We start from the raw sequence: 21,247 nt of genomic DNA on the forward strand, positions 1-21,247 counted from the left end.
TGAACGGAGGAGGGACCGACGTGGCAGACTTAGACCAGACCAAATTTCAATCCTTGTTGCGCCATATGCCCCAAGGCTACGTCGAGTTTAAAGTGCTCTACGATGAGGCGGGGGAGCCCGTCGATTACGAATTTCATGAAGTGAACGAAGCGTTCGAGCGCATCATGAAAGCAAAGCGCGAACAGTTTCTCGGTGGACGGATCACCGACAAGTTGAAAGATTTTGAATACAGCGAACGGGAATGGATCGTCCAAGTCGCGCGTGCTGTCAGTAGTGGCGAAGCCATCACGTTCGAACATTTCTCACGTCGCAACAAGGCCTGGTATGAACTGTCTGTCTTTAGCGAGCGTCCGGGTCATGTGTCGACGCTGTTCCACGACATCACACCGCACGTCCAAGAAAACAATGCGCTGAAACAACTCGTCAACGTGTCGCACCGCTTCGTGACGACCGGACGAGAATTGTTGATGAACCAACATTTCCTAGACCAGATTCGAGGGTTCACCGGTGCCAAGGCCGTGATGCTCAATTTAGTCGACGATGATGGACAGACGTACTCGACCGTAGCGCTCTCGTGCATTGATGAACTGCTCGAGCGCAGTCTCGATGTGCTAGGCTTCCATCCGGTCGGCCGCAAATGGCCGATGAGCCCGAAACGGTCCAAGTTACTCGAGGCACCGAGCCCAATCGTGTTCGACGACATTTTACCGCTCGTCGACGGGGTGTTGCCGAAACGACTGATCAAAAATATTTTACGGATTTTTGACCTTGGCCAAGTCGTCTTGTTTAAAATCGAGAAGGACGGTGTCTTTTACGGGGATTTGACGATTGTCATGCAAGGAAATAAAGAGGCGAGCCGCCTTGGGCTCGTCGAATTGTATATCGTGCACATCCTCGAACAGATGACGAAAGCGGACCGGCAAATCGGGGATGCGAAAGAGTCGATGTTCGAAGGGTTCGCGACCGTCGACTTGGAGTGCATCATGTCCCTGACCAATCATGAGATTTTCCATTTGAACGTGGCGTGGGAGCGTGTGCTCGGGTTTCCGCTCGAAGAACTCGAGAACATGGACTTCACGAGCCTGATTCATCCCGATGACGTCGAGAAGACGAATGAAGCGTTCGCCTTGCTCGAAGCTGGCCAAGACATCTTCCGTTTCGTCAACCGATACCGGACGATCGATGGAGACTATCGATCAATCGAGTGGCATTCAAAAGTCCAAGGCAACTATATTTACGCCGTCGCCAAAGACGTGACGGAACGCGTCCAACTCGAGGAAGAACTCGCCGAGCGGGACCGATTGCTCACGAAGCTGTCCGATCAAGTGCCCGGTGCCATCTATCAGTTCGAGCGGCGCCCGGACGGCAGCTTCCACTTCCCATTCTTTAGCCGAGGATTCGAGGTGCTGACCGGTATTACGTTCGAGGAGATGAAACAAGACCCGGGTCTCGTGTTCTCAAAAATCCATCCCGAAGATTATCCGAACGTGATGGCGAGCATTGAGACGTCGTACGAGAACTTGACGATTTGGGATGCGGAGTTTCGTGTCCTGACGCCCGACGGCCGGACGACGTGGATCTTAGGATCGTCGCGTCCAGAGAAGCTTGATGAAGGGCATGTCCTTTGGCACGGCTATATCGGTGACGTGACCGAGAAGAAGAAATACGAGATGGAAATCGAGTATTTGAGTTATCACGACCAGTTGACCGGGGTGAAGAATCGCCGTTACTTCGATGAGGCGCTCATCACGTACGACGAGCCGGACTATTATCCGTTCGCTTTGATCGTCGTCGACGTCAACGGGTTGAAGCTGACGAACGACGCGTTCGGTCATCTCGTCGGGGATCGCTTGTTGATCGAGGCGACGTTGACGCTCAAACGTGAGATTCGAGGAAAGGATACGGTCGCTCGAATCGGTGGAGATGAGTTTGTCATCATCATGCCGAATACGTCACTTGAAGAGGCGAACCGCTTGTCCGATCGCCTGAGCCAACTGTTCCTCGCCAAATCGATCGAAGGGCTGCCGATTTCGGCATCGTTCGGGGAAGCGGTAAAGGAAGATGACGCGCTCTCCATCGCGGAAGTGTTCAATTTGGCCGAGGACCGGATGTATCACCATAAAGTGTCTGAAAAACAAAGTCGGAGGCATTACTCGATTCAGCTTATCATGCGCACGCTTTATGAGAAAATCCCGCGCGAAGAAGCACATTCGCAACGCGTCGCCGAGCTGTCGCGGCAACTCGGACAGGCGATGGGCTTCACGAGTGCCGATGTGAACGAACTCGTCACGGCGGCGACACTGCATGATATCGGCAAGGTCGCGATCAGCAATGAGATTTTAGACAAGCCGGGCACGTTGACCAAGTCCGAATGGCGTGAAATCAAACGTCATCCCGAAGTGAGCTACAACATCTTGAGCACGGTGCCGGAGTATGGGCCACTGTCCGAAATCGTGCTCGCCCACCATGAACGATGGGACGGGAACGGTTATCCGAAAGGGATCAGCGGAGAGCAAATCCCGCTCGCGTCACGCATCATCTCGATTGCGGACACGTTCGACGTCATGATGACGGGACGCCCGTATCGGAAAGCGAAGACGCTCGACGAAGCGCTCGCGGTCATCGCAGAAGAAGCAGGCCGGCAGTTCGACCCGGAACTCGTCGAGGTGTTTTTCAAGAAAGTCGTGCCGACGTTACAGAGGTGATTGAAGCATTATAAAAAGGAGAGCCCGCGATGGCTCTCCTTTTTATGTGAGCGGCCGTTTCTTCAACGCCCAGGCGCTGAGGAGAAAGACAGCGAGCGCCATCCCGAGCATGATGAGGACGGATTGAAGTGGGAAATGGTCCTCGTACATTTGGGCGACCCCGTAATTGAACCAGTACGTCGGCAAGAAGCGTCCGACGACCTGGAGCGTATCAGGTAGCCATGTCAGACTGATGAAGGCGCCGCCGGTGATGGCAGCGGCCATCGTCACGGACGTCTGCCAAATATTCGCCTTCTCCCGGTTCGTCGCCAGGATGGCGATGAGCGACCCGATGGCGAGACAGACGAACAAATAGACGATGAACAACAGCGTGAGGACGGGTAGGTGCGCGAGTACGTCCTGTCGATAGAGGACAGCGCTGAAGGCGAGCAACATGAGCACGTAGAGCAGTCCGACCGCGCAAAACGACACGAACAGCGAACCGATGTAACGCCGGGGCGTGACTGGGGCCGCAAATAGGCGTGAATAAATCTTCTCGTCCCGGTCGTCGGCGACGAACAACGGAATGAACTGAAGGAACGCCGACATCATGACGAACGACAAGAGGCCGAGGAACGCCTGCGTCCGCGCCGTCGTCGCCACGCTCTGTTGGAACGGCTCGCTCGAGAGGGTATAGCCGTTTTCCGTCTCACGTTCGGCGAGCTCGGTGAACCGTTCCTCGTCAAACTCACTTGCAATCAATAGTTGTCGCTCACGGGACAAGTGTGAATTGAGCGCTTGTTCAATCAATGCGGCGTCACTCCCTTCGGTCGCACTGAACGACAATCGCGGCGTCTCGCCATCCAAGAGCGCCTCGGAGAATCCGTCCGGAATCACTAAGACGATGTCTTGTCCTTGGAGCAACGCCTCGTCGGTCTCGTCCGTCTCAAGCGGTGTCACCGAGCCGAACCGTCCCGCTTCTTCAATCACGCGACCGGCGAGTGTTCCGCCGTCGCGGTCAAGAACACCAATCGAGGCGTTCAAGGCGGACGTCGAGCTGAGGAACGACAGGATGAGGGCGAACCCGAACACGGAGACGAACGTGAACACCCATAGCCCTTTTTTCCGAAGCATACGCTTGGCGACATGTCTAAATAGCACCACGGCGGTTCACCCCTTTCCATAGCAGCAGGCTGATCCCGGCAAAGACGAACAGATGGATGGCGAGCCAACCGAGACTTTGCCAAAACACGGACGTGTCTCCACCGCGCAAGAGCACCTGAAGCATCCCTTCCCGCATGAAAATCGGCATGAAAACGTACTTAGCCCACGGCACGACGCTCAGCGTCACTTGGTCGAAACCAGGGACATAGCCGCCAGAGAGAATCATGATGATAGCGACGAACCCGTTGACAATCGCGTCTTTCGTCGCGCGCGAGATACGGGGTAAGCTTGAGATGAAGAACCCGAACGCGGTGCCGTATAAAGCGAGGGCGAGCCAAGAGACGAACAATAGACTGAAGTGAACGTAGTCGAGCGAGAAGCTGCGATACACGAAGTGACTGAACCAAAACACGAGCACAAGTTGCAAAAAGATGAGCGTGTAACGGCTCAAACTGCGGGCCAGGCGATATTCGATCCGTTTGACCGGAGCGGCTTGGATCCGAAGATAGCTCCCCGTCATCGGCTGCTCCTCACTGAGCATGCCCGTGATGTAGAAGGCGCCGAACAACGCTGTCATGATGGAAATCGTGACGGTGAAATATTCGAGTGACGTCGGGGTCCGACCTGACAAGTCGACGCTCTCGCTGTCGATGAACGATTCAGGCGTAAACGGGGCGGAGATGCCCGCCTCAGCGAGTGTGATTTGCTGATTGGCGACGTCCGTATATTGCCGGAGCACGGCCTCGAGCACGTCGAACTCGATCGTCGACGGTTCCTCGTACAGTAAGCGCACGTCAGGACCGTCCAAGTGGAGAATGACGTCGGCATCACCGTCATTCACGCCTGTCTCGGCCGCGGCCAGACTGTCATACGGGACGAGACGGATAAACTCTTTTATGTCATCGTCGGCGAGGAACGTCTCGAGCGGTACCCGATAGTCGTCGGTCGACTGTTCGACGTAGGCGACGTCCGTGACCGGGAGCGAGAAGTTGCTGTTGAAGATGGCCGACAACATCGTGCCGAGCCCGAAGATGAGAATGATTGGGAAGATGAGCATCCAAAAGATGGTCGAGCGATCACGCAGTTGCTGTTTGACATCGTATTTGATGAACGTCCATAGTTTCATCGGACTCACTCCCTAAGTGTCTTGCCGGTCAGAGCCAGAAAGACGGTATTCAAGGACGGACGGTCGACGGTGATCGAGGTGAAACGGACCCGTTCGTCATGGAGCACGTCAAGGAGCGGGGCGAGCGGGGTGTCTTTCTCGAGTGATACGTCGAGGAACGGTTCCTCGTAATCGACTTTCTTCACTCGCTCGAGCGATTCGAGACGTTCGAGGAGGCCAGGGGTGAGAGCGTCGACTTTGATGCGGGCCGTCTCGAGCGTCATGACTTGATCTTTCAGCTCATCTTGCGTGCCCTCGGCGATAATTCGTCCCTCATCGACGATGGCGACACGGTCGCAGAGCATCTCGACTTCCTCCATATAGTGGGACGTATAGATGATCGTCGCCCCGCGTCGATTCAACTCGCGGATATTCTCGAGGATGGTGTTGCGTGACTGCGGGTCGATGGCGACGGTCGGTTCATCCATAAAGATAAGTTCTGGTTCATGCACGATGCCGCAGGCGATGTTGAGACGACGAAGGAGCCCCCCGGACAGTTCCGGCGGACGTTTCTTTTGGTGCGCGGTGAGTTCGACGAAGTCGAGGGCGGCCACGGTCTTTTGTTTGGCCTCGGCCGGTTTGAACCCGTACAGCTCGGCGAAAAATTGAATGTTCTCGAACACCGTCAGCTGGTCGTACACGGAGACATGCTGCGGGACGATACCGACGCGCCGTTTAATCGTTTGCTCGTCTTTTGGCATCGAATGATCGAAAATACGGATGGTACCGCTGTCGGCAGGATATAAGTTCAGCATGACAGAAATGGCGGTCGTCTTTCCGGCCCCGTTCGGTCCGAGCAAGCCGAACAGTTCACCGGCCTCGACGTGAAGTGAAAAGTCGTTCAAGGCAATTGTCTCACAGAACCGTTTCGTGACATGGTCGAGCGCGATGATAGACACGTGGACGCAACTCCTTTCAAATCAGGAACGTGAAAAAGCATACAATGTTTTGTTCCCGTTTGCAGGAACTTCCGAACCCAATGACGAATGAATTATAATAGTCGAATTATTCAGACAATTAATGGAAGTTGAAGTGAGGGATCGCGATGAAAGGGTGGCAGTTCAACAAAGAAGAATCGAGCGAGAAGTTTCCAGATGAGATGGCGTGGGCGTTGTTTTGTACGGTCGAGCCGAAACGGATGGATACGACACTCCCGTTTTATTATGACGAGTCGGTGTTCCGTTTCTCGAACGGGACGGAGTCATTTTATTTTAAAATCTCCCCGAGCTATCACGAGTTTGAGGTGAACGTCAAGGACGCGTCGGGGGAGTTGTTGTACTATCAGCTGCTGCGAACGGTCGGGAAAGTCGAGGTGCTCGAGGATCGACGCGATCACGGCGAACTGTTGATCGTCATGAACGAGGACCGGAACCGCACGGTGACGACGATCGAGTTGACCGTCCGACCGCGTTTCCGGGTTCTTGTCAAAGAGCACTATGTTTGAGTTTTTCTCACAGTGGTACATGAATTAGACATGATATCACGAGGAGGAGATTCAGATGAAAGACGGACTTAACAAAAAAGTTGATGGCTTAATCGATAAGGCGGCAGGCAAAGCGAAAGAAGCGGTCGGCAAAGCGTCGGACAATCAATCGCTCAAACGTGAAGGACAAAAAGACCAAGTGAAAGGGACGGCCAAAGAGAAGACGGGCCAGGCCCAACAAAACCTTGAAAGCCTGAAAGACGAACGCCGCTAAAAAAACCGGGAAATCGCGATCAATGCGACTTCCCGGTTTTTCATTTCGTCAAAAAGACTTGGACGTGAATCGTCGACCCTTGTGCGTTCTTGGCGGCGCCGACACCAAGGTGGGTGAAGTTTCCGTTCAAGATGTTGGCGCGATGACCTGTCGAGTTCATCCAGGCACTGACGGCTTGCGTGGGGTCGCTCGACCCCATGTAGATGTTTTCACCCCAACCGCGATAGCTGACGTTATAGGCGTCGAGCGTATTCCCTGGGCTTCCGTTCTCACGGAGCTGGTGGGAGAACTGTCCCGTCCGTGCCATCTCGTCGGCCCGGACCTGGGCGACGCGGTTCGCCTCGCTCGACGCGGAGAGCGCTGACAAACCGGCCGCCTGGCGCTCTTCATTCGTCTCACCCAAGACGCCGCTCGCCGGTGCTTTGAACGTGATGTGCTTCGCCAAGATATAACCCGTCTTCGTCCCGACGCGCACTTTGTACCAACGTGTCGTGCCCGTGTATCGATACGAAATCGTCTCAAGCTTCATCCCTTGGCGCAGGAAAACGACGTTCGACGAGGTCGTGAGCGGACGCGATTTTAAGTAGACGCTCGATGGGGCGACGTACGTCGCCTTCGTGAACGCGACTTCGGCTGTCGATAGCTTGACATAGGCAGCCGGGACGTACCCATAGCCCGTGCCCCATTGGATTTTGTACCAGCGGGTCCCGTTCGTCGTGAATGACGTCCGGACCATCATCGTGCCGTCCCGAACAATTTTACCTAAACTTGACGCTGAGCTTGAAGGTGTTTTGCGGACGTTGATTTGACTGATGCCCGTAACGAAACCTTTCGTGTTGACGGCGGTCTCACGATATGAGGCTTCGACCGTGGTCGGATTGACGGTGAGCGGAGTGGTCGACGGGGTGAATGTGAACGCGGTCGCAAGGGCGGCAGCTAGTAAGACTGAGGCAGGTTTTTTCAAAATGGGAAGCTCCTTTTTCGATCATATAACCATATAATATATTGAATAGGGCGATGATGGGTATTACCATTGGATTACAATTGAAAGGTGTGTGCTTAAGTCAGACATTTTTCCTTTTAAATAACAGAAAAAACCTAAACATGCATATGCATTAGCAACCTGCTGATATATTGTTTTTATCGATGACTTTGCAAGATACGAATGGGAGGAACGAAATGGATTACGAGTTGTTCAAAAAAAGAGTTCACACTACTGCTTCCAAGATCCAACAGATTGGCGGGGAGGTTCAGGAAATTGTAATCGACGAACCCGTTTCTGAAGAGCAAATCTTTCAAATGGAAAAACAGCTTGGAATTACCTTCCCTAAGAGTTTTAAAAGTGTTCTACAAAAGTTTGCTGGGGGATTCAGTTTTTATTGGTCTCTGCCTGAAGATTTAATCATTCCACACGAGTTTAGAGATTCGGTTAGTGGCAGCTTTCATTGGAGTTTCGAAAGCCTTCCGCGATTGGAAGAAGAACGAAAAGAGTGGGTCAATCAAGTGTTTCCAAATGCGGGAGATGAGTACGACAAAATTTGGCACAACAAGCTCGTCTTTTGTGAAGTAGGAAATGGAGATTATATTGCCTTTGACTTAATAGACGGTCTCGATGAAGCTCCAATTGTCTATTTGAGTCATGACGATGGAGAAGGACATGGCTATCGATTAGCCAACACTTTCATTGAACTTATTGAAAGTTGGTCAAGCTTGGGATTTGTAGGATGTGAAGATGATCAGTGGCTTCCTTTTACAATGAATTCAACAAGCGGGATTTTAGCTGAGGGGGAGACGGCCGACCGATTTAAAAATTGGTTAGGACTCAAAAATTAAAATAAAACAGAGCATTGAATGGATTTCTTCAATGCTCTGTTATTTTGCTTTTGAAATATCAATTTAAGTTTCCTAACTTTAGCCATTACTTATACAACAAATACTCTTTCCGAATCGGCAAGAACGCATCGCGCTCGGCATCGACTTTCGTCATGATCGCCTCGAGCGACTCCCCGGCGAGGATCATGTCTTTTACGTAGGCGTTCCCGGTCAGCTTCGTGATGAAGTCATTAGCGAGGAACTCGAACTCGTCTGGATACAGGTCGTGTGCCGTCTTGACCATGGTAATGCCGGTCTTGACCGCTTCGAACTTCGTCGGCTCTGTGACGTACACTTCGACGCCGTGCGACAGTTTGCCCGCGTTCTTCGAGAACGTTGGCGTGAACGAGGCAGCGCGGAACGTGACGCCCGGAAGTTCGAGTCCGTTCAACGTCTTGGCATAGTCATGCGCCTTCACGTACGGGGCGCCAATCAATTGGAACGGCTTCGTCGTGCCGCGTCCTTCCGACAGGTTCGTCCCTTCGAACAGACCGGTCGCCGGATAGACGTTGACCGTGTCCGTCGTCGGCATGTTCGGTGACGGCATGACGAACGGGAGTCCCGTATCCTCGTACAGCATCGAGCGCTTCCAACCCTTCATCTTGACGACTTCGAGGTCGGCTTGAATCTGATACTCCGAATTGAACAAGCGTGCGAGCTCACCGACGGTCATGCCATGCTTGAGCGGAATCGGATAGAGACCGATGAAGCTCGAATAGGCCGGGTCGAGCACAGGACCTTCGACGCGGAGACCACCTTGCGGGTTCGGCCGGTCGAGGACGACGAACGGGATGTCATTCTCGGCTGCGGCTTCCATCGCATACGCCATCGTATAGATGTACGTATAGAAGCGTGTGCCGACGTCCTGAATGTCGAAGACGAGCACGTCGACGTCTTTGAGCATCTCGGCCGTCGGTTTTTTCGTCGCCCCATACAGACTATAGACGGGGAGTCCCGTCACTTCGTCGATATATGAACTGATTGTCGATCCGGCTTGCGCATCACCGCGGACACCGTGTTCTGGTCCGTACAGTGCCGTCAATTCGAAATCATCTGAGTTATGGAACAAGTCGACGATGCTCGTCATGTTAGCATCGATTCCGGTCGGATTCGTAATCAGTCCGACTCGTTTACCGGCCAAGATTTCAGGATTGGCCATCAACCGGTCGACCCCGAGCTCGACTTTCGGTTTCTTCGGCTCTGACTTGGCATCGGCATCGAGCAACATGACAGATGACGTGACGAGCGTGAGGGCGGCGAAGCCGCCAATCCATTTCTTCATAACTATTCCTCCTTTATGAATGTAAGCGCTTTACTACTTATTGGAAAGTGTACCATTCTGTATTTTTAATTCAATATAAAGTTAATAAAATAGGAAATTTTATTTCTGAATTTGATTCGTTGTACCTAAAAAGCCACCGGATTTTTCCGATGGCTGGACGATTATCGTACGGCAAGTGCTTTCCATCCCGTCGCGCCCATGACAGAGCTGACTTGGCTTTTCGGGATGACGAGGCGACCGCGGTACGGGTCGTTGATGTAGAGGTTATTCTTGTCATAGCCCGTCGCGAGCATGACATGATAATTGACGAAACCGGTGAATTTTTTGTTCGAAGCGGTGTACCAATTGAAGTGACCGTATGGCTGTATGAAGTCGACGCTCGCCCAGACGATGACCGGGTTGCCGAGTGAGAGTTCGCGCTCAATTGAAGCTAATCCTTGGCCGGACAAGTCTTTCACAGGCCGGTATTTGCTCGAGAAGTTGATCATGCCTTTCGGATAAATCCCGTAGTTGCGATATTTGCTGAGCTTGCCTTTCGGGTCGCCCGTGAACATGACGTTCGGGTCGACCCAGCGGTAGAGCCGATTCTCATAGCGGGCGTTCCACATACTTTTTGGCATTTCCCGATATAACGTCTCGGCGCTGACGACGCGTCCTTTTTTCTCGAGCGCCATCTTGAGTGAGAAGAACTCGCAGCCGGAAGGATAGCCCATAGCAAATTGACGATAGAGCGGCACGCTCATCTTATAAGTGGAGAGCGGGTTGCTATAGGCGCCCCGGACATCGAACGCGGCGTTGCCGATGCGTTTGTTCTTATACATGACGCCCGACGGATTGAAGAAATACCATTTGCCGTTGATGACTTGCCAATCTGTCTTCTTCGTCAAGGTCGGTGCAAAATATTCGTATTGCGTCGTATACTTCCAACCAGTCTCACGGACGCCGGTCGAGTGGAAGTAGTAATAGCGAGTCCCGACCTTGTGTTTTCCTTGCAGACGATAGCCGTAGACGGGATGGAACCCGTACACTTTGCCGTCAATCGTCTGCAGACCGTAGCGACGTTTTCCGTCCGTCCCGAAATAGTAATAGCGAGAGGCGACTTTTTGGACGCCGGCCAACCGATAGCCGTACGTCTCATGGAAACCGTAAACGGTCGTCCCAATCTTTTTCAGCCCGTGCTGGCGTACACCGCTTGTACCGAAGTAGTAGTGGCGCGTGCCGATTTGTTGCCAGCCGGTCGCGACCTGTCCGTCTTTCAAGAGCAAGTATTTCTTGCCGTTAATCGTGTACATGCCCGACCGGATCGTTCCGTTTTCGAATATGTAATGCTTCACGCCGTTGACGGTTTGCCAACCGCTCAACTGTTTCCCTTCAAGAGAGAACAAGTAGCGTTTCCCGTCCACGGTTAAAAAGCCGGTCGCCATGACGCCGTTCGATTTGAAGTAGTAGAGCCCATCCGTGAGTTGTTGCCAGCCTTTCAGCTGCTTCCCGTCGGCGGCGAACAAGTAGGTCGCCCCGTCAATCGAATAGCGCCCGGTGACGAGCGCACCGTCTGTTTCAAAATAATATGTAGCGCCATCGATCGCTTGCCAACCGACGGTCATCGTCCCATCTGCTGCAAAATAATAGGTCTTGTTGTCAATCACTTGCCAGCCGGTCAGCATCGTGCCGTCTTCTGTCATATAGACCGTTCCCGTTGCGGTCGTTTGAAACCCGGCCGCGGCATGGACGTGATCGTTACTGAGGATGATGCTCATACTGACGGCCAAACCGGCCACTACATGACTCCACTTCATAGGCGTTCCTCCACAATCGAATTGAAAAATTGGTATTATTTTGTAAATTAAGTATACATGAGAAAAGCCGCCTTGACTCGACGGCTAAAGGACTATTTTGAGAAGGTGCTACATCAGGACGAACGGCTGATGAACAACAACCGTTTCGAGGCGACGAAGAGCGTCACGCCAATCAACAAGACACTACTGATGATCGGCCAAACGAGTAAACCCTCGCCCATGAGCACTTCGGCCGATAACGAGCCGAGCCGCCACGGCATCCAGTCCCACTCGAGCCACCCAATTAGGAGCGACATGATGAAGTGGAGGGCGAGCGTGATCACGAGGGCGACGAGGCCGCTCTCGAGCAACGCCGCGAACAAGAAGAAAATCGATAGCTGGACGACGAAATGGAGCATGAGTAATCCGGTCGCGATCAAGAAATCGGTGACGTCGAACGAATCGAACAAGACGATTGTATAGTAGGCGGCGCTCAATTGGGCGAGGCCGATGGCGACGACGGCGAGTAGCGAATAATGTCCCCATTTGCTGAGCACGATGCGCGTGCCTGGAATCTTGAGCGACTTGAGCCAGGCGAGCGTGCCGAGCGACCGTTCGTGACTGAACGTATGCATGGCGGACAAGAGGACGACGAGCAGTCCGATTTGTCGCAACTGTTCGCTCGCCGACATGAGCACTTCTTCTGGTGACGGGGTCGGAATTTCGATGACCGCCCCGTCCGGCAAGTTGCCGCCCGAGGCCAAGATGTCCGGGAGGAAATAAAGCGTGAGCGGTTGCATCGCCGCAAGCAACATCAAGGCGATTGGTACCCAGATGAGTCGCTTATTGCGCCATGACTCTTTCCACTCTTGTTTGAAGATGGCCAGTTTCATCAGGCGTTCACCTCCAAAAAGAGTGACTCGAGCGATGGATGCCCGACATGGAGCGATTGGAGTCTTAGACCGCGCTCCAGCAGCAGCTGCAGCAACGCTCGTTCCGTCACGTCTTTCGCGTCCGTCTCCAGTTCCCATGTCGTCCCGGAGCGGGTGACGTGGCTGACACCCGGGAGCGTTCGCCACTCATCCTCCGTCACGACGTCATTGAACAGACGGACTTGAATCGAGGACTTCGAGCCGAGTAAATCGGTCACAGTCCCTTCCATGAGCAGCCGTCCTTTCCGGAGCAGGAGCACCCAGTCGCTCGCTTCCTCGGCATCGGGGAGCACGTGCGTCGAATAGAGAATCATCCGCTCTCGTTTCAAATCGCTTAAGAGGTCGAGTACTTCCCGGCGGCCGCGCGGGTCGAGCGCCGAGACGGGTTCGTCTAACAACAACAGCTCGGGGTCATGCACGAGCGCCTGGGCGATGCCGAGTCGCTGTCGCATGCCGCCGGACAAGTGCGCTGCTGGTCGATTGACAGGCTCGAGTCCGACCCGTTTCAACAGATGGACCGGGTCGATAGTCGTGACGCCGGTCAACTCGGCCGCATAGCGAATCGTCTCGACAGGGGTGAGCGAGGGATAGAGCGCCGGACGTTGTGGCAGATAACCGATGCGGATGGCATCGTGTCCAACAATTTGTCCGGACGTCGGTGTCGTCACGCGGGCGATCATGTTGAGCAGTGTCGTCTTGCCGGCCCCGTTCTCACCGAGAAGTGAGGTACAGCCAGGGCGGAGCGAGAAGCTGACGTCGTCGAGCGCGGTGAACGTGCCGAACCGTTTCGTCAGTTGAGTGACGTTCATCGCTTCGTCCGTCCCCATAGGAAGTAGACAATCGGCCCGAGAATGTTGATGAATAGGATGACGAGGAGCCATACCCATTTCGGTCCATTCGTTTCTTGCCGTTTGAGCAAATCAATCAAGGCGACGACGAGCAAGATGAGTTGCAACACGAGCAACGGCAAGAGGATGAGCAATAAATTTGAGTCATTGGTAATGTCCAATTATGTTCCTCCTTCATAAATGAGTTCACTACTTCATTCCACATATAGGACCTATTTCCTGTATGGAACAGAAAAAAGCCCTTTCTCCGTAAAGAAAGGGTGACAATCATTTGACGATGATGACCGGGGCGAGGGCGCGCTTGGCGAGCTTATGGCTGACGCTGCCGAGCACAAACTCTTGGAACGTGTTCAGTCCGCGTGAACCGACGACGACATACTCGTATGGTTGATGGTTCGCATATTTGACGAGCTCGATGTCCGGCTCCCCACGAAGTTCGATATATTCATATTCGAGCCCGGCCGCGACCACTTGGTCGAACAGGGGTTGTAACATCAATTTTCGCTTCGCTTCGAGATCGAGTTTTCCGGTCGAGTTGAGCGCGGCTTCTTTCGATTCTTTGGCGCTGACGACATGGACGATGTCGATCGATGCGTCTGATGCGATGGCGAGCTGGATCGCTTTCTCAAGCGCTCGCTTCGAGTGGGCAGATCCGTCTGCCGCTAAAAATACCTTTCCCATAAAAACGTCCTCCTCTTTCACACAATCTACTTTTAGTATATGCGATTTTGTAGAGCCATGGATAAAAAAATGGGAGTGAACGCGATTGTCCACTCCTGTAGAGACCAAATCAATGGCCAGCGTTTGCTTCTTGTTGTTTCAAGTGAAGCGCGAGCGTATTGAGCAGTTTCTCTGAATCTTTGTTCAAGTTTAATAGTTCCGGCTCGATCCCGACTTCGCGATACTTGAAGACGACTTTATCGATGGCACCGATGGCCGAGTCGTCCCAAAGATGGGTGTTCGAGAAGTCGATCGTGACGTGTTTGACACCGGCTTCGGCGTCTTCGGTCACATCGAACTGATTGACGAACTCAGACGTCGAGGCGAAGAAGAGCTGACCGTTCACGATGTAACGAGCACGATCGGCGTCTACACTGCGATCGAGTTCGACTTTCGAGATTTTTGCGGCGAAGAGAATCGCTGCCGTCAAGATCCCGGCGAAGACACCGAGTGACAAGTCGTGGGTGACAACCGTGACGAGCACCGTCACGAGCATGACGACCGTATCTGATTTTTGAGCGGTGCGCATCGCCTTAAGCGAGCCCCAGTCAAACGTCGCGTACGAGACGAAGAACATGACACCGACGAGGGCGCCGACCGGGATGAGCATCAATACATCGCTCATCGTCATGATCATGATAAATAACGCGAGTCCGGCGACGAACGTCGACAGTCGGCCGCGAGCACCGGACGAGACGTTGATGACCGATTGACCGATCATCGCACACCCTGGCATCCCGCCGAAGAGACCGGCGATGATGTTGGCGATACCTTGTCCTTTTGATTCTCGGTTCTTGTTCGAATCCGTGCCCGTCATGTCATCGACGATTTGTGCCGTCAACAGCGATTCGATCAATCCGACGAAGGCGAGGGAGATCGAGTAGGGGAGGATGATCATCAACGTCTCAAACGTCAACGGGACGTTCGGGAATAAAAATTCCGGGAGCGTTGCTGAAATCGTACCCATGTCGCTAATGTTTTTCGTCTCGAGCCCGAGCGTGACCGCCAGAATCGTCATGACGACGATGGCGACGAGCGGTGCCGGGATGACTTTGTTGATGCGTGGGAACAAGAAGATGATGGCGAGCGATCCAATGACGAGCGCCCAGATAATCCAGCTCTCACCTTCAAAGTTCGTCAACTGTGCCTGGAAAATCAAAATCGCGAGCGCGTTGACGAAGCCGACCATGACGGCGCGCGGGATGAACTTCATCAAGCGGGCGATGCCGAAATAGCCGAGCGCAATTTGAATGATCCCAGCGAGAATCCCGGCCGCGAGTAAATATTGTAACCCGTAGTCGGCGACGAGCGAGACGATGACGAGCGCCATCGCCCCGGTCGCAGCCGAAATCATGGCCGGACGACCACCGGCAATCGAGATGACCATCGCGATGATGAATGACGCATATAACCCGACCATCGGATCGACTCCAGCGATGAGCGAGAACGCAATCGCCTCAGGGATGAGGGCGAGTGCGACGACGAAGCCGGCTAGGACGTCGGCCCGGACGTTGCCGAGCCAATCTTGTTTGATCGTATTCAATTTTTCCAAAAGAACACACCTCTCTATATATTTTTGACTTTGATCTCCGAGTCTCACGAAGATCAAACGCCGCATTATATGAAAGAAGTCGTTCGACCGACACATGTTTTCACAACGTGTTTCATCATACCGAACTTTTTATGAGAAGACAATTGCTCCGCATGAGAAACTATGGTATTTTCATAACGTAAAGGTTATATAACGGATTTGTTATACAGAGAAGGAGAATGACGATGCATACGGTAGATGATTTAAGTAAAGTGCTCAAAGTGCTCGCCGACCCGACCCGTTTGACGATGCTCAAACAAATGCAAGGCGGTGAGCAATGTGCCTGCAGTTTTGTTGACTGTTTCGACATTTCGCAGCCAGCCATTAGCCGCCACTTGAAGATGATGCGGCAAGCAGGGCTCCTGTTAGAGCGCCGCGACAAGCAATGGATTCACTATCGATTGAACGAGACGAGCCCATTCTACTCAATCGTCATCGATTTGCTCGACAAAATCGAGACGGTCGAGGCGAATTGTGCCTGCGAAACGGACTGTGCGATTTAAGGAGGAGTCAACGATGAAACTTGAAGTATTCGAACCAGCCATGTGCTGCCCGACCGGACTTTGTGGTCCTTCAATCGATCCGGAGCTGACGCGGATTGCGACCATCCATTACGTATTAAAACAACGCGGCTTTGATGTGGCCCGTTATAACCTTGCCTCCGAGCCGAACCGATTCGTCGAGAACGTCCATGTTCAAGCTGAAATCGCGAACGGCCTTGAGACGCTCCCACTTACGGTCGTCGACGGTGCCGTCGTCAAACGAGGCGCTTACATGACGAACGAGGAGATTGCCGAGTTGACAGGACTCCCGGTCGAAGCGTTCGCGAAACAAGATGGCGAAAAGCCGAAAGTCCGCATCACGCTTAAAAAATAAGGAGGCGGGTCATGATGAATCGCTTTGATTTCACGACAATCGAACCAACGCGCTATGTGTTTTTGACCGGTAAAGGCGGTGTCGGCAAGACGTCGACCGCTTCGAGCCTCGCCTTGACGCTCGCTGACCGAGGCAAGCGTGTCTTGCTCATCTCGACCGACCCTGCGAGCAACCTTCAGGACGTGTTCGAGATGGAACTTGACGAGACACCGCGCCTCGTCCCGGAAACAGGGCTCGCCATCGCCAACTTCGACCCGGAAGAGGCAGCGAAACAATACATGGAACGCATGGTCGGACCATATCGCGGCGTGCTTCCGGACGTGGCTATCCAGTCGATGGAAGAGCAGCTGTCCGGCGCCTGTACAGTCGAGATCGCGGCGTTCGACCAGTTCACCGAGCTGTTGACGTCCGAGTCGGCACGTGAGACGTACGATCACGTCATCTTTGACACGGCGCCGACTGGTCATACGCTGCGGTTATTGACGTTGCCAAGTGCGTGGGATGAATTTTTAGAGACGAACACGACTGGTGCGTCTTGCCTCGGTCCGCTCGCTGGTTTAGCTGACAAGCAACTGCAGTATAAACGGGCCGTCGAGACGCTCACCAACGGCAAGGAAACGACGCTGTTGCTCGTCGCTCGTCCGGAGACGTCGACGCTCGTCGAAGCGGCACGTGCCGCGACCGAACTTCATGCAATCGGAATCGAACAGATGCAACTTGTCATCAACGGCGTCGTCGCTTCAGATGAAGGGACGGACCGCTATACGAAACGGTTCATCGAGCGTCAACAACAGGCGCTCCGTGAACTTCCGAAAGGTGTCGCCGACCTTGAGACGTTCACGCTCCCATATGCCTATGAGAACCTCGTCGGTGTCCCGGCGCTCCGTCGTTTTGTGAACGGGGAGACGGTCGCCGTCCCGGACACACGTTATGACACGAACCGTTACGGATCCATCGATCGTCTCGTCGACGAAATCGAGGCGGACGGACCGAGCGTCATCATGACGATGGGGAAAGGTGGGGTCGGCAAGACGACGCTCGCCTCGCTCGTCGCCGTCGCGCTCAGTGAGCGAGGACACGCCGTCCATTTGACGACGACGGACCCGGCCGCGCATGTCGCTTTTACGATCGGTTTGGACGTCCCGGATACGTTCACCGTCGATGCGATTGACCCGAAAGTCGAGATCGAGAAGTACCGAATGGATGTGTTCCGGGAAGCGGGGGACATGAACGACGAGCAGCGCATGATGCTCGAAGAGGACTTACGTTCGCCTTGCACCGAAGAGATTGCCGTCTTCCGTGCCTTTGCCAATCAAGTGGCAAAAGCGAAAAACCGCTTCGTCGTCATCGATACGGCGCCGACGGGTCATACGCTTCTTCTCTTGGATGCGACCGAGAGTTATCACCGCGAACTCGAACGGTCGACCGGGGTCGTCCCGGACGCGGTCCGCGAGCTGTTACCAAAACTGCGCGACCCGAAACAGACGCACGTCGTCATCACGACGTTGCCTGAAGCGACACCAGTGTATGAAGCCGAGCGGCTCGTCGCTGACTTAGAACGGGCCGAGATTCAACCGTTCGCCTGGGTCGTCAACCAATCGTTCACACCACTCGATGTGACAAGCAAGTTGCTGACGGCGAAAGTCGCGAGCGAGGCGGCATGGCTCGAGCGGGTGAACGCCTATCCGCGTCCGACGTTACTCGCATGGCAAGAACAACTGCCGGTCGGTTATCCGGCACTGTCACAACTACTCAAGGAGGAAGTTACATGAACGTTACGAATGAAGCGATCGATTTTATGAAAGATGCACTGATTAAAGAGGAAATAAAATCGGTTCGCATCTGTACGGAAGCCGGGTGCTGTGGCCCGACACTCGGTCTCGTCGTCGCGGCTCCGGAAACGACGGATGATGTGAAAGATTTCGACGGACTCACGTTCGCCGTCGCGAAAGATGCCGAAGCGATAGCGGAGAACGTCACGCTCGACGTCGAGTCGACAGAAGACGGCGTCAGCCTCGTGCTTCGCGGCTTACAACAGACGTGCTAAACAAATAGAGAACTATTGGAGGAACTCATTGTGCAGTGGATTGCTAGTTTGATTTTTTTGGTGACGCTCTTCCTCATCATCAAGCAACCGAAAGGCCTCGGCATCGGTTACTCGGCGATGGGGATGGCGGTCATCGCCTTACTCACCGGGGTCGTCAATTTGGACGACGTCGGTACCGTTTGGGGCATCATTTGGAACGCGACGTTCACATTTATCGCCATCATCATCATCTCGCTCATCTTGGACGAGATCGGATTTTTTGAATGGGCTGCCTTACATATGGCCCGCATCGCCAAAGGCGGCGGCGTGAAGCTGTTCGTCTATATCACGTTGCTCGGTGCGCTCGTCGCGGCGTTGTTCGCCAATGACGGAGCGGCGCTCATCTTGACACCAATCGTGCTCGCGATGGTGCGGGCGCTCAAGCTTCCGGACGCGGTCGTGTTAGCATACGTCATGGCGTCCGGGTTCATCGCCGATACAGCGAGTCTGCCGTTCGTCGTCTCGAACCTTGTCAACATCGTCTCGGCCGACTTCTTCGGCATCGGTTTCGCCGAATATGCGGCGCGGATGGTGTTCGTCAACGTATTCGCCGTAGCCGGAAGTTTGCTCGTCTTGTATTTGTATTTCAAAAAGGACATTCCGAAGCAATACGATTTATCGAAACTCGTCGAGCCGGCCTCGGTCATCAAAGACCATAAAATGTTCCGTTTGTCATGGGTCGTGCTCGCACTTCTCGTCATCGGATACTTCACGAGTGACGTCATCGGCATCCCGGTCTCGCTCGTCGCAGGCGTCATCTCGTTGTTCTTCCTCATCATGGCGAACCGTTCACCGGCCGTGCCGACCAGGTCCGTCCTACGCGGGGCGCCTTGGGCGATCGTCTTCTTCTCGCTCGGGATGTATATCGTCGTCTACGGTCTGCAAAACGCGGGACTGACGCAAGTGCTCGCCAACTTCATCGACTGGTTCGCCGTGAACGCCTTCAGCGCCACGTTCGGGATGGGCTTCTTGGCCGCCATCTTGTCATCGGTCATGAACAATATGCCGACCGTCATGATCGACGCGCTCGCCATCGATTTGACGAATACGACCGGTCAGATTCGGGAAGCGCTCATCTATGCGAACGTCATCGGTTCCGACCTTGGTCCGAAGATTACACCAATCGGGTCACTCGCGACGTTGCTTTGGCTCCATGTGCTCCGTACGAAAGGGCTTAAAATCGGTTGGGGTCAATACTTTAAAGTCGGAATCATCTTGACGATCCCGACGCTCGCCATCACGTTGCTCGGACTATATATCAGCCTACTACTTTAGTGAACTACTCACCACTTGCTTGCTTCGCAACCTGAAGTGGGAGCTTCTTGGGAAGACCGTGCTTCGACCAGCCACGGTTATTTGCCAAGCTCGTCGGGCAGTCCCTGCCCTGAGGTGTTCCGGTCGGCGAGACGCAGCAGGTTGAGGCTCGCGTTGACGTCGCGGTCGTGGTGTGCGCCGCATGCGCTGCATGTCCACTCGCGGATATGCAGGTCCTTCTTGCCGCCGTTCTCGCCGCAGCTCGAACAGACCTGGGTCGAGGCGAACCACGGGTCGGCCTTGATCAGTGTCCGTCCATAGAACCTGCATTTATATTCGAGTTGCCGGACGAACTCGCCCCACCCGGCGTCCCCGATCGACTTTGCCAGGCGGCGGTCCTGCATCATCTCCCTCGTTCGGAGCGTCTCGACCACGACGACTTGGTTCTCGTCGACGATGCGTCGCGACAGCTTGTGGAGGAAGTCGTGCCGGCGGTTCCTGACCTGCTCGTGCTTCTTCGCGAGGATGAGCCTGGCCTTTTCGCGGTTCCTGCTGCCGGGCTTCTTGCGGGCGAGGGCGCGCTGCGCTTGTTTGAGCCGCGCCTCGGCCTTTCGCAGGTTGCGCGGGTTCGCAATCTTCTCCGTGACGAGATTGTCGTTCGTCATGGTGGCGAAGTGTTCCAACCCGAGGTCGATGCCGACCTTGTGCTCGGCCGGGATCCATGGCTCGTCGTCCTGCTCGACGAGGAGCGACACGAAGAACTTGCCCGTCCTCGTCATCGACACGGTCGCGGAGCGGATCTCGCCGTCGAAGTCGCGGTGCTGTGTGAACCGGATGAACCCGACCTTCGGCAGACGGACTTTTCCCGCCTCGATGCGGACCGTGCCGTGCTGGTTGTTCGTCGTGTAGGAGGCGCGCGATTTTCGTTTGGACTTGAACACCGGGAAGCCGGCCGTCCCGTCGAAGAACCTCGCGAACGCCGTGTCGAGGTGTAGCTTCGCGTTCGCGAGCGCGAGGCTGTCCGCCTCGCAAAGGAACGGGAACAGCGGCTTGTAGGAGGCCGGCGTCGGCGGCTTCCGCCTCGGCCCGCCGCTCGCCTTCGCCTCCTCGTGGATGGCGATGCGGTCCTCGAGCAGCTTGTTGTAGACGAAGCGGGCGCAGCCGATCGTCTTGACTAGGAACTCGGCCTGTGCCGGCGTCGGGTGGAGCCGGTATTTGTAGCCCTTCAGCATGTCCGTCCCTCCTTTTCCCGGTGTCAGAATGATGCTCGTCCCATTCCGATACCCGCGGAGGGGCAAGGA

General features: G+C 54.4%; 21 protein-coding genes. 9 read left to right on the forward strand and 12 right to left on the reverse strand.

Annotation, left to right across the window (positions count from 1 at the left end; genetic code table 11):
- Nucleotides 1-20 precede the first annotated feature (20 nt).
- Entirely contained in the window at nucleotides 21-2,705 is a 2,685-nt protein-coding gene (locus KNP64_RS07780) for an HD domain-containing phosphohydrolase (protein WP_371815309.1), read from the forward strand.
- A gap of 42 nt (nucleotides 2,706-2,747) precedes the next feature.
- On the opposite strand, the gene KNP64_RS07785 is transcribed toward KNP64_RS07780, so the two are convergent.
- The 3 genes from KNP64_RS07785 to KNP64_RS07795 are packed head-to-tail and all read right to left on the reverse strand — an operon-like array spanning nucleotide 2,748 to nucleotide 5,912.
- A complete protein-coding gene (locus KNP64_RS07785; RefSeq protein WP_214792586.1) occupies nucleotides 2,748-3,848 on the reverse strand; it encodes an ABC transporter permease in 1,101 nt (366 codons plus the stop codon).
- Nucleotides 3,835-4,974, reverse strand: a complete 1,140-nt coding sequence (locus KNP64_RS07790; protein WP_251126366.1) for an ABC transporter permease — start codon at nucleotides 4,972-4,974, stop codon at nucleotides 3,835-3,837. The genes KNP64_RS07785 and KNP64_RS07790 overlap by 14 nt, the downstream gene beginning before the upstream one ends.
- A 5-nt stretch (nucleotides 4,975-4,979) precedes the next feature.
- The gene (locus KNP64_RS07795; RefSeq protein WP_214792592.1) at nucleotides 4,980-5,912 is read right to left on the reverse strand and encodes an ABC transporter ATP-binding protein; all 933 of its coding nucleotides are present in this window, start codon (nucleotides 5,910-5,912) and stop codon (nucleotides 4,980-4,982) included.
- A 146-nt stretch (nucleotides 5,913-6,058) separates the two neighbouring features.
- On the opposite strand from KNP64_RS07795, the gene KNP64_RS07800 reads away from it, so the two are divergent.
- Together KNP64_RS07800 and KNP64_RS07805 are read left to right on the forward strand one after the other, a co-directional pair.
- Nucleotides 6,059-6,457 (forward strand): hypothetical protein, encoded by a 399-nt coding sequence (locus tag KNP64_RS07800; RefSeq protein WP_021066446.1) that lies wholly within the window; start codon nucleotides 6,059-6,061, stop codon nucleotides 6,455-6,457.
- 55 nt (nucleotides 6,458-6,512) lie between these two features.
- A complete protein-coding gene (locus KNP64_RS07805; protein ID WP_034778818.1) occupies nucleotides 6,513-6,710 on the forward strand; it encodes a CsbD family protein in 198 nt (65 codons plus the stop codon).
- Between the two features lie 40 nt (nucleotides 6,711-6,750).
- On the opposite strand, the gene KNP64_RS07810 is transcribed toward KNP64_RS07805, so the two are convergent.
- On the reverse strand, nucleotides 6,751-7,674 hold the full coding sequence (locus tag KNP64_RS07810) for a CAP domain-containing protein (protein WP_214792595.1): 924 nt from the start codon (nucleotides 7,672-7,674) through the stop codon (nucleotides 6,751-6,753).
- Between the two features lie 215 nt (nucleotides 7,675-7,889).
- Between KNP64_RS07810 and KNP64_RS07815 the strand changes: the two genes are divergently transcribed.
- The gene (locus KNP64_RS07815) at nucleotides 7,890-8,543 is read left to right on the forward strand and encodes an SMI1/KNR4 family protein (protein ID WP_214792598.1); all 654 of its coding nucleotides are present in this window, start codon (nucleotides 7,890-7,892) and stop codon (nucleotides 8,541-8,543) included.
- An 85-nt stretch (nucleotides 8,544-8,628) separates the two neighbouring features.
- Here the strand turns inward: KNP64_RS07815 and KNP64_RS07820 are convergent, their stop codons facing one another.
- The 7 genes from KNP64_RS07820 to KNP64_RS07850 form a co-directional block, all read right to left on the reverse strand.
- On the reverse strand, nucleotides 8,629-9,864 hold the full coding sequence (locus KNP64_RS07820; protein ID WP_214792602.1) for an exo-beta-N-acetylmuramidase NamZ family protein: 1,236 nt from the start codon (nucleotides 9,862-9,864) through the stop codon (nucleotides 8,629-8,631).
- Between the two features lie 161 nt (nucleotides 9,865-10,025).
- Nucleotides 10,026-11,660: a C39 family peptidase gene (locus KNP64_RS07825; RefSeq protein ID WP_214792604.1), complete on the reverse strand. Its 1,635-nt coding sequence runs from the start codon at nucleotides 11,658-11,660 to the stop codon at nucleotides 10,026-10,028.
- 113 nt (nucleotides 11,661-11,773) lie between these two features.
- A complete protein-coding gene (locus KNP64_RS07830; protein WP_214763467.1) occupies nucleotides 11,774-12,532 on the reverse strand; it encodes an ABC transporter permease in 759 nt (252 codons plus the stop codon).
- Nucleotides 12,532-13,380, reverse strand: coding sequence for an ABC transporter ATP-binding protein (locus KNP64_RS07835; RefSeq protein ID WP_214792607.1), 849 nt, complete (start codon nucleotides 13,378-13,380; stop codon nucleotides 12,532-12,534). The genes KNP64_RS07830 and KNP64_RS07835 overlap by 1 nt, the downstream gene beginning before the upstream one ends.
- Nucleotides 13,377-13,580: a PLD nuclease N-terminal domain-containing protein gene (locus KNP64_RS07840; RefSeq protein ID WP_021066453.1), complete on the reverse strand. Its 204-nt coding sequence runs from the start codon at nucleotides 13,578-13,580 to the stop codon at nucleotides 13,377-13,379. Before KNP64_RS07840 ends, KNP64_RS07835 begins: the two co-directional genes overlap by 4 nt.
- Before the next feature lie 106 nt (nucleotides 13,581-13,686).
- Nucleotides 13,687-14,100, reverse strand: a complete 414-nt coding sequence (locus KNP64_RS07845; protein WP_214792609.1) for a universal stress protein — start codon at nucleotides 14,098-14,100, stop codon at nucleotides 13,687-13,689.
- 109 nt (nucleotides 14,101-14,209) lie between these two features.
- On the reverse strand, nucleotides 14,210-15,691 hold the full coding sequence (locus KNP64_RS07850; RefSeq protein WP_214763465.1) for a SulP family inorganic anion transporter: 1,482 nt from the start codon (nucleotides 15,689-15,691) through the stop codon (nucleotides 14,210-14,212).
- 224 nt (nucleotides 15,692-15,915) lie between these two features.
- On the opposite strand from KNP64_RS07850, the gene KNP64_RS07855 reads away from it, so the two are divergent.
- From KNP64_RS07855 to KNP64_RS07875, 5 genes are read left to right on the forward strand one after another with little or no spacing between them, the layout of a single operon-like run.
- A complete protein-coding gene (locus KNP64_RS07855; RefSeq protein ID WP_214792612.1) occupies nucleotides 15,916-16,233 on the forward strand; it encodes an ArsR/SmtB family transcription factor in 318 nt (105 codons plus the stop codon).
- A 13-nt stretch (nucleotides 16,234-16,246) separates the two neighbouring features.
- Nucleotides 16,247-16,606: an arsenite efflux transporter metallochaperone ArsD gene (gene arsD / locus KNP64_RS07860; protein WP_029594925.1), complete on the forward strand. Its 360-nt coding sequence runs from the start codon at nucleotides 16,247-16,249 to the stop codon at nucleotides 16,604-16,606.
- Between the two features lie 14 nt (nucleotides 16,607-16,620).
- On the forward strand, nucleotides 16,621-18,378 hold the full coding sequence (gene arsA, locus KNP64_RS07865; protein ID WP_483299150.1) for an arsenical pump-driving ATPase: 1,758 nt from the start codon (nucleotides 16,621-16,623) through the stop codon (nucleotides 18,376-18,378).
- Complete coding sequence (locus KNP64_RS07870) at nucleotides 18,375-18,653, forward strand: Fe-S cluster assembly protein HesB (protein WP_214792618.1); 279 nt, start codon at nucleotides 18,375-18,377, stop codon at nucleotides 18,651-18,653. The genes arsA and KNP64_RS07870 overlap by 4 nt, the downstream gene beginning before the upstream one ends.
- Before the next feature lie 30 nt (nucleotides 18,654-18,683).
- Entirely contained in the window at nucleotides 18,684-19,967 is a 1,284-nt protein-coding gene (locus KNP64_RS07875) for an arsenic transporter (protein ID WP_214763463.1), read from the forward strand.
- Between the two features lie 77 nt (nucleotides 19,968-20,044).
- Here KNP64_RS07875 and KNP64_RS07880 read toward each other — a convergent pair whose 3' ends face one another.
- Nucleotides 20,045-21,178: an RNA-guided endonuclease TnpB family protein gene (locus tag KNP64_RS07880; protein WP_214792621.1), complete on the reverse strand. Its 1,134-nt coding sequence runs from the start codon at nucleotides 21,176-21,178 to the stop codon at nucleotides 20,045-20,047.
- Between the last annotated feature and the right edge of the window lie 69 nt (nucleotides 21,179-21,247).

Origin of the sequence: Exiguobacterium sp. s64 (assembly GCF_018618035.1) — a bacterium.
In the GTDB taxonomy this organism is placed as follows: domain Bacteria; phylum Bacillota; class Bacilli; order Exiguobacteriales; family Exiguobacteriaceae; genus Exiguobacterium; species Exiguobacterium mexicanum_A.

Excerpts from the sequence above, each read along its gene's own strand:
- KNP64_RS07825 (WP_214792604.1), bottom strand. The coding sequence starts at position 11,660 with ATGAAGTGGAGTCATGTAGTGGCCGGTTTGGCCGTCAGTATGAGCATC.
- KNP64_RS07835 (WP_214792607.1), bottom strand. The coding sequence starts at position 13,380 with ATGAACGTCACTCAACTGACGAAACGGTTCGGCACGTTCACCGCGCTC.
- arsA (WP_483299150.1), top strand. The coding sequence starts at position 16,621 with ATGAATCGCTTTGATTTCACGACAATCGAACCAACGCGCTATGTGTTT.
- KNP64_RS07820 (WP_214792602.1), bottom strand. The coding sequence starts at position 9,864 with ATGAAGAAATGGATTGGCGGCTTCGCCGCCCTCACGCTCGTCACGTCA.
- arsD (WP_029594925.1), top strand. The coding sequence starts at position 16,247 with ATGAAACTTGAAGTATTCGAACCAGCCATGTGCTGCCCGACCGGACTT.
- KNP64_RS07845 (WP_214792609.1), bottom strand. The coding sequence starts at position 14,100 with ATGGGAAAGGTATTTTTAGCGGCAGACGGATCTGCCCACTCGAAGCGA.
- KNP64_RS07830 (WP_214763467.1), bottom strand. The coding sequence starts at position 12,532 with ATGAAACTGGCCATCTTCAAACAAGAGTGGAAAGAGTCATGGCGCAAT.
- KNP64_RS07880 (WP_214792621.1), bottom strand. The coding sequence starts at position 21,178 with ATGCTGAAGGGCTACAAATACCGGCTCCACCCGACGCCGGCACAGGCC.
- KNP64_RS07790 (WP_251126366.1), bottom strand. The coding sequence starts at position 4,974 with ATGAAACTATGGACGTTCATCAAATACGATGTCAAACAGCAACTGCGT.
- KNP64_RS07815 (WP_214792598.1), top strand. The coding sequence starts at position 7,890 with ATGGATTACGAGTTGTTCAAAAAAAGAGTTCACACTACTGCTTCCAAG.
- KNP64_RS07870 (WP_214792618.1), top strand. The coding sequence starts at position 18,375 with ATGAACGTTACGAATGAAGCGATCGATTTTATGAAAGATGCACTGATT.
- KNP64_RS07855 (WP_214792612.1), top strand. The coding sequence starts at position 15,916 with ATGCATACGGTAGATGATTTAAGTAAAGTGCTCAAAGTGCTCGCCGAC.
- KNP64_RS07805 (WP_034778818.1), top strand. The coding sequence starts at position 6,513 with ATGAAAGACGGACTTAACAAAAAAGTTGATGGCTTAATCGATAAGGCG.
- KNP64_RS07800 (WP_021066446.1), top strand. The coding sequence starts at position 6,059 with ATGAAAGGGTGGCAGTTCAACAAAGAAGAATCGAGCGAGAAGTTTCCA.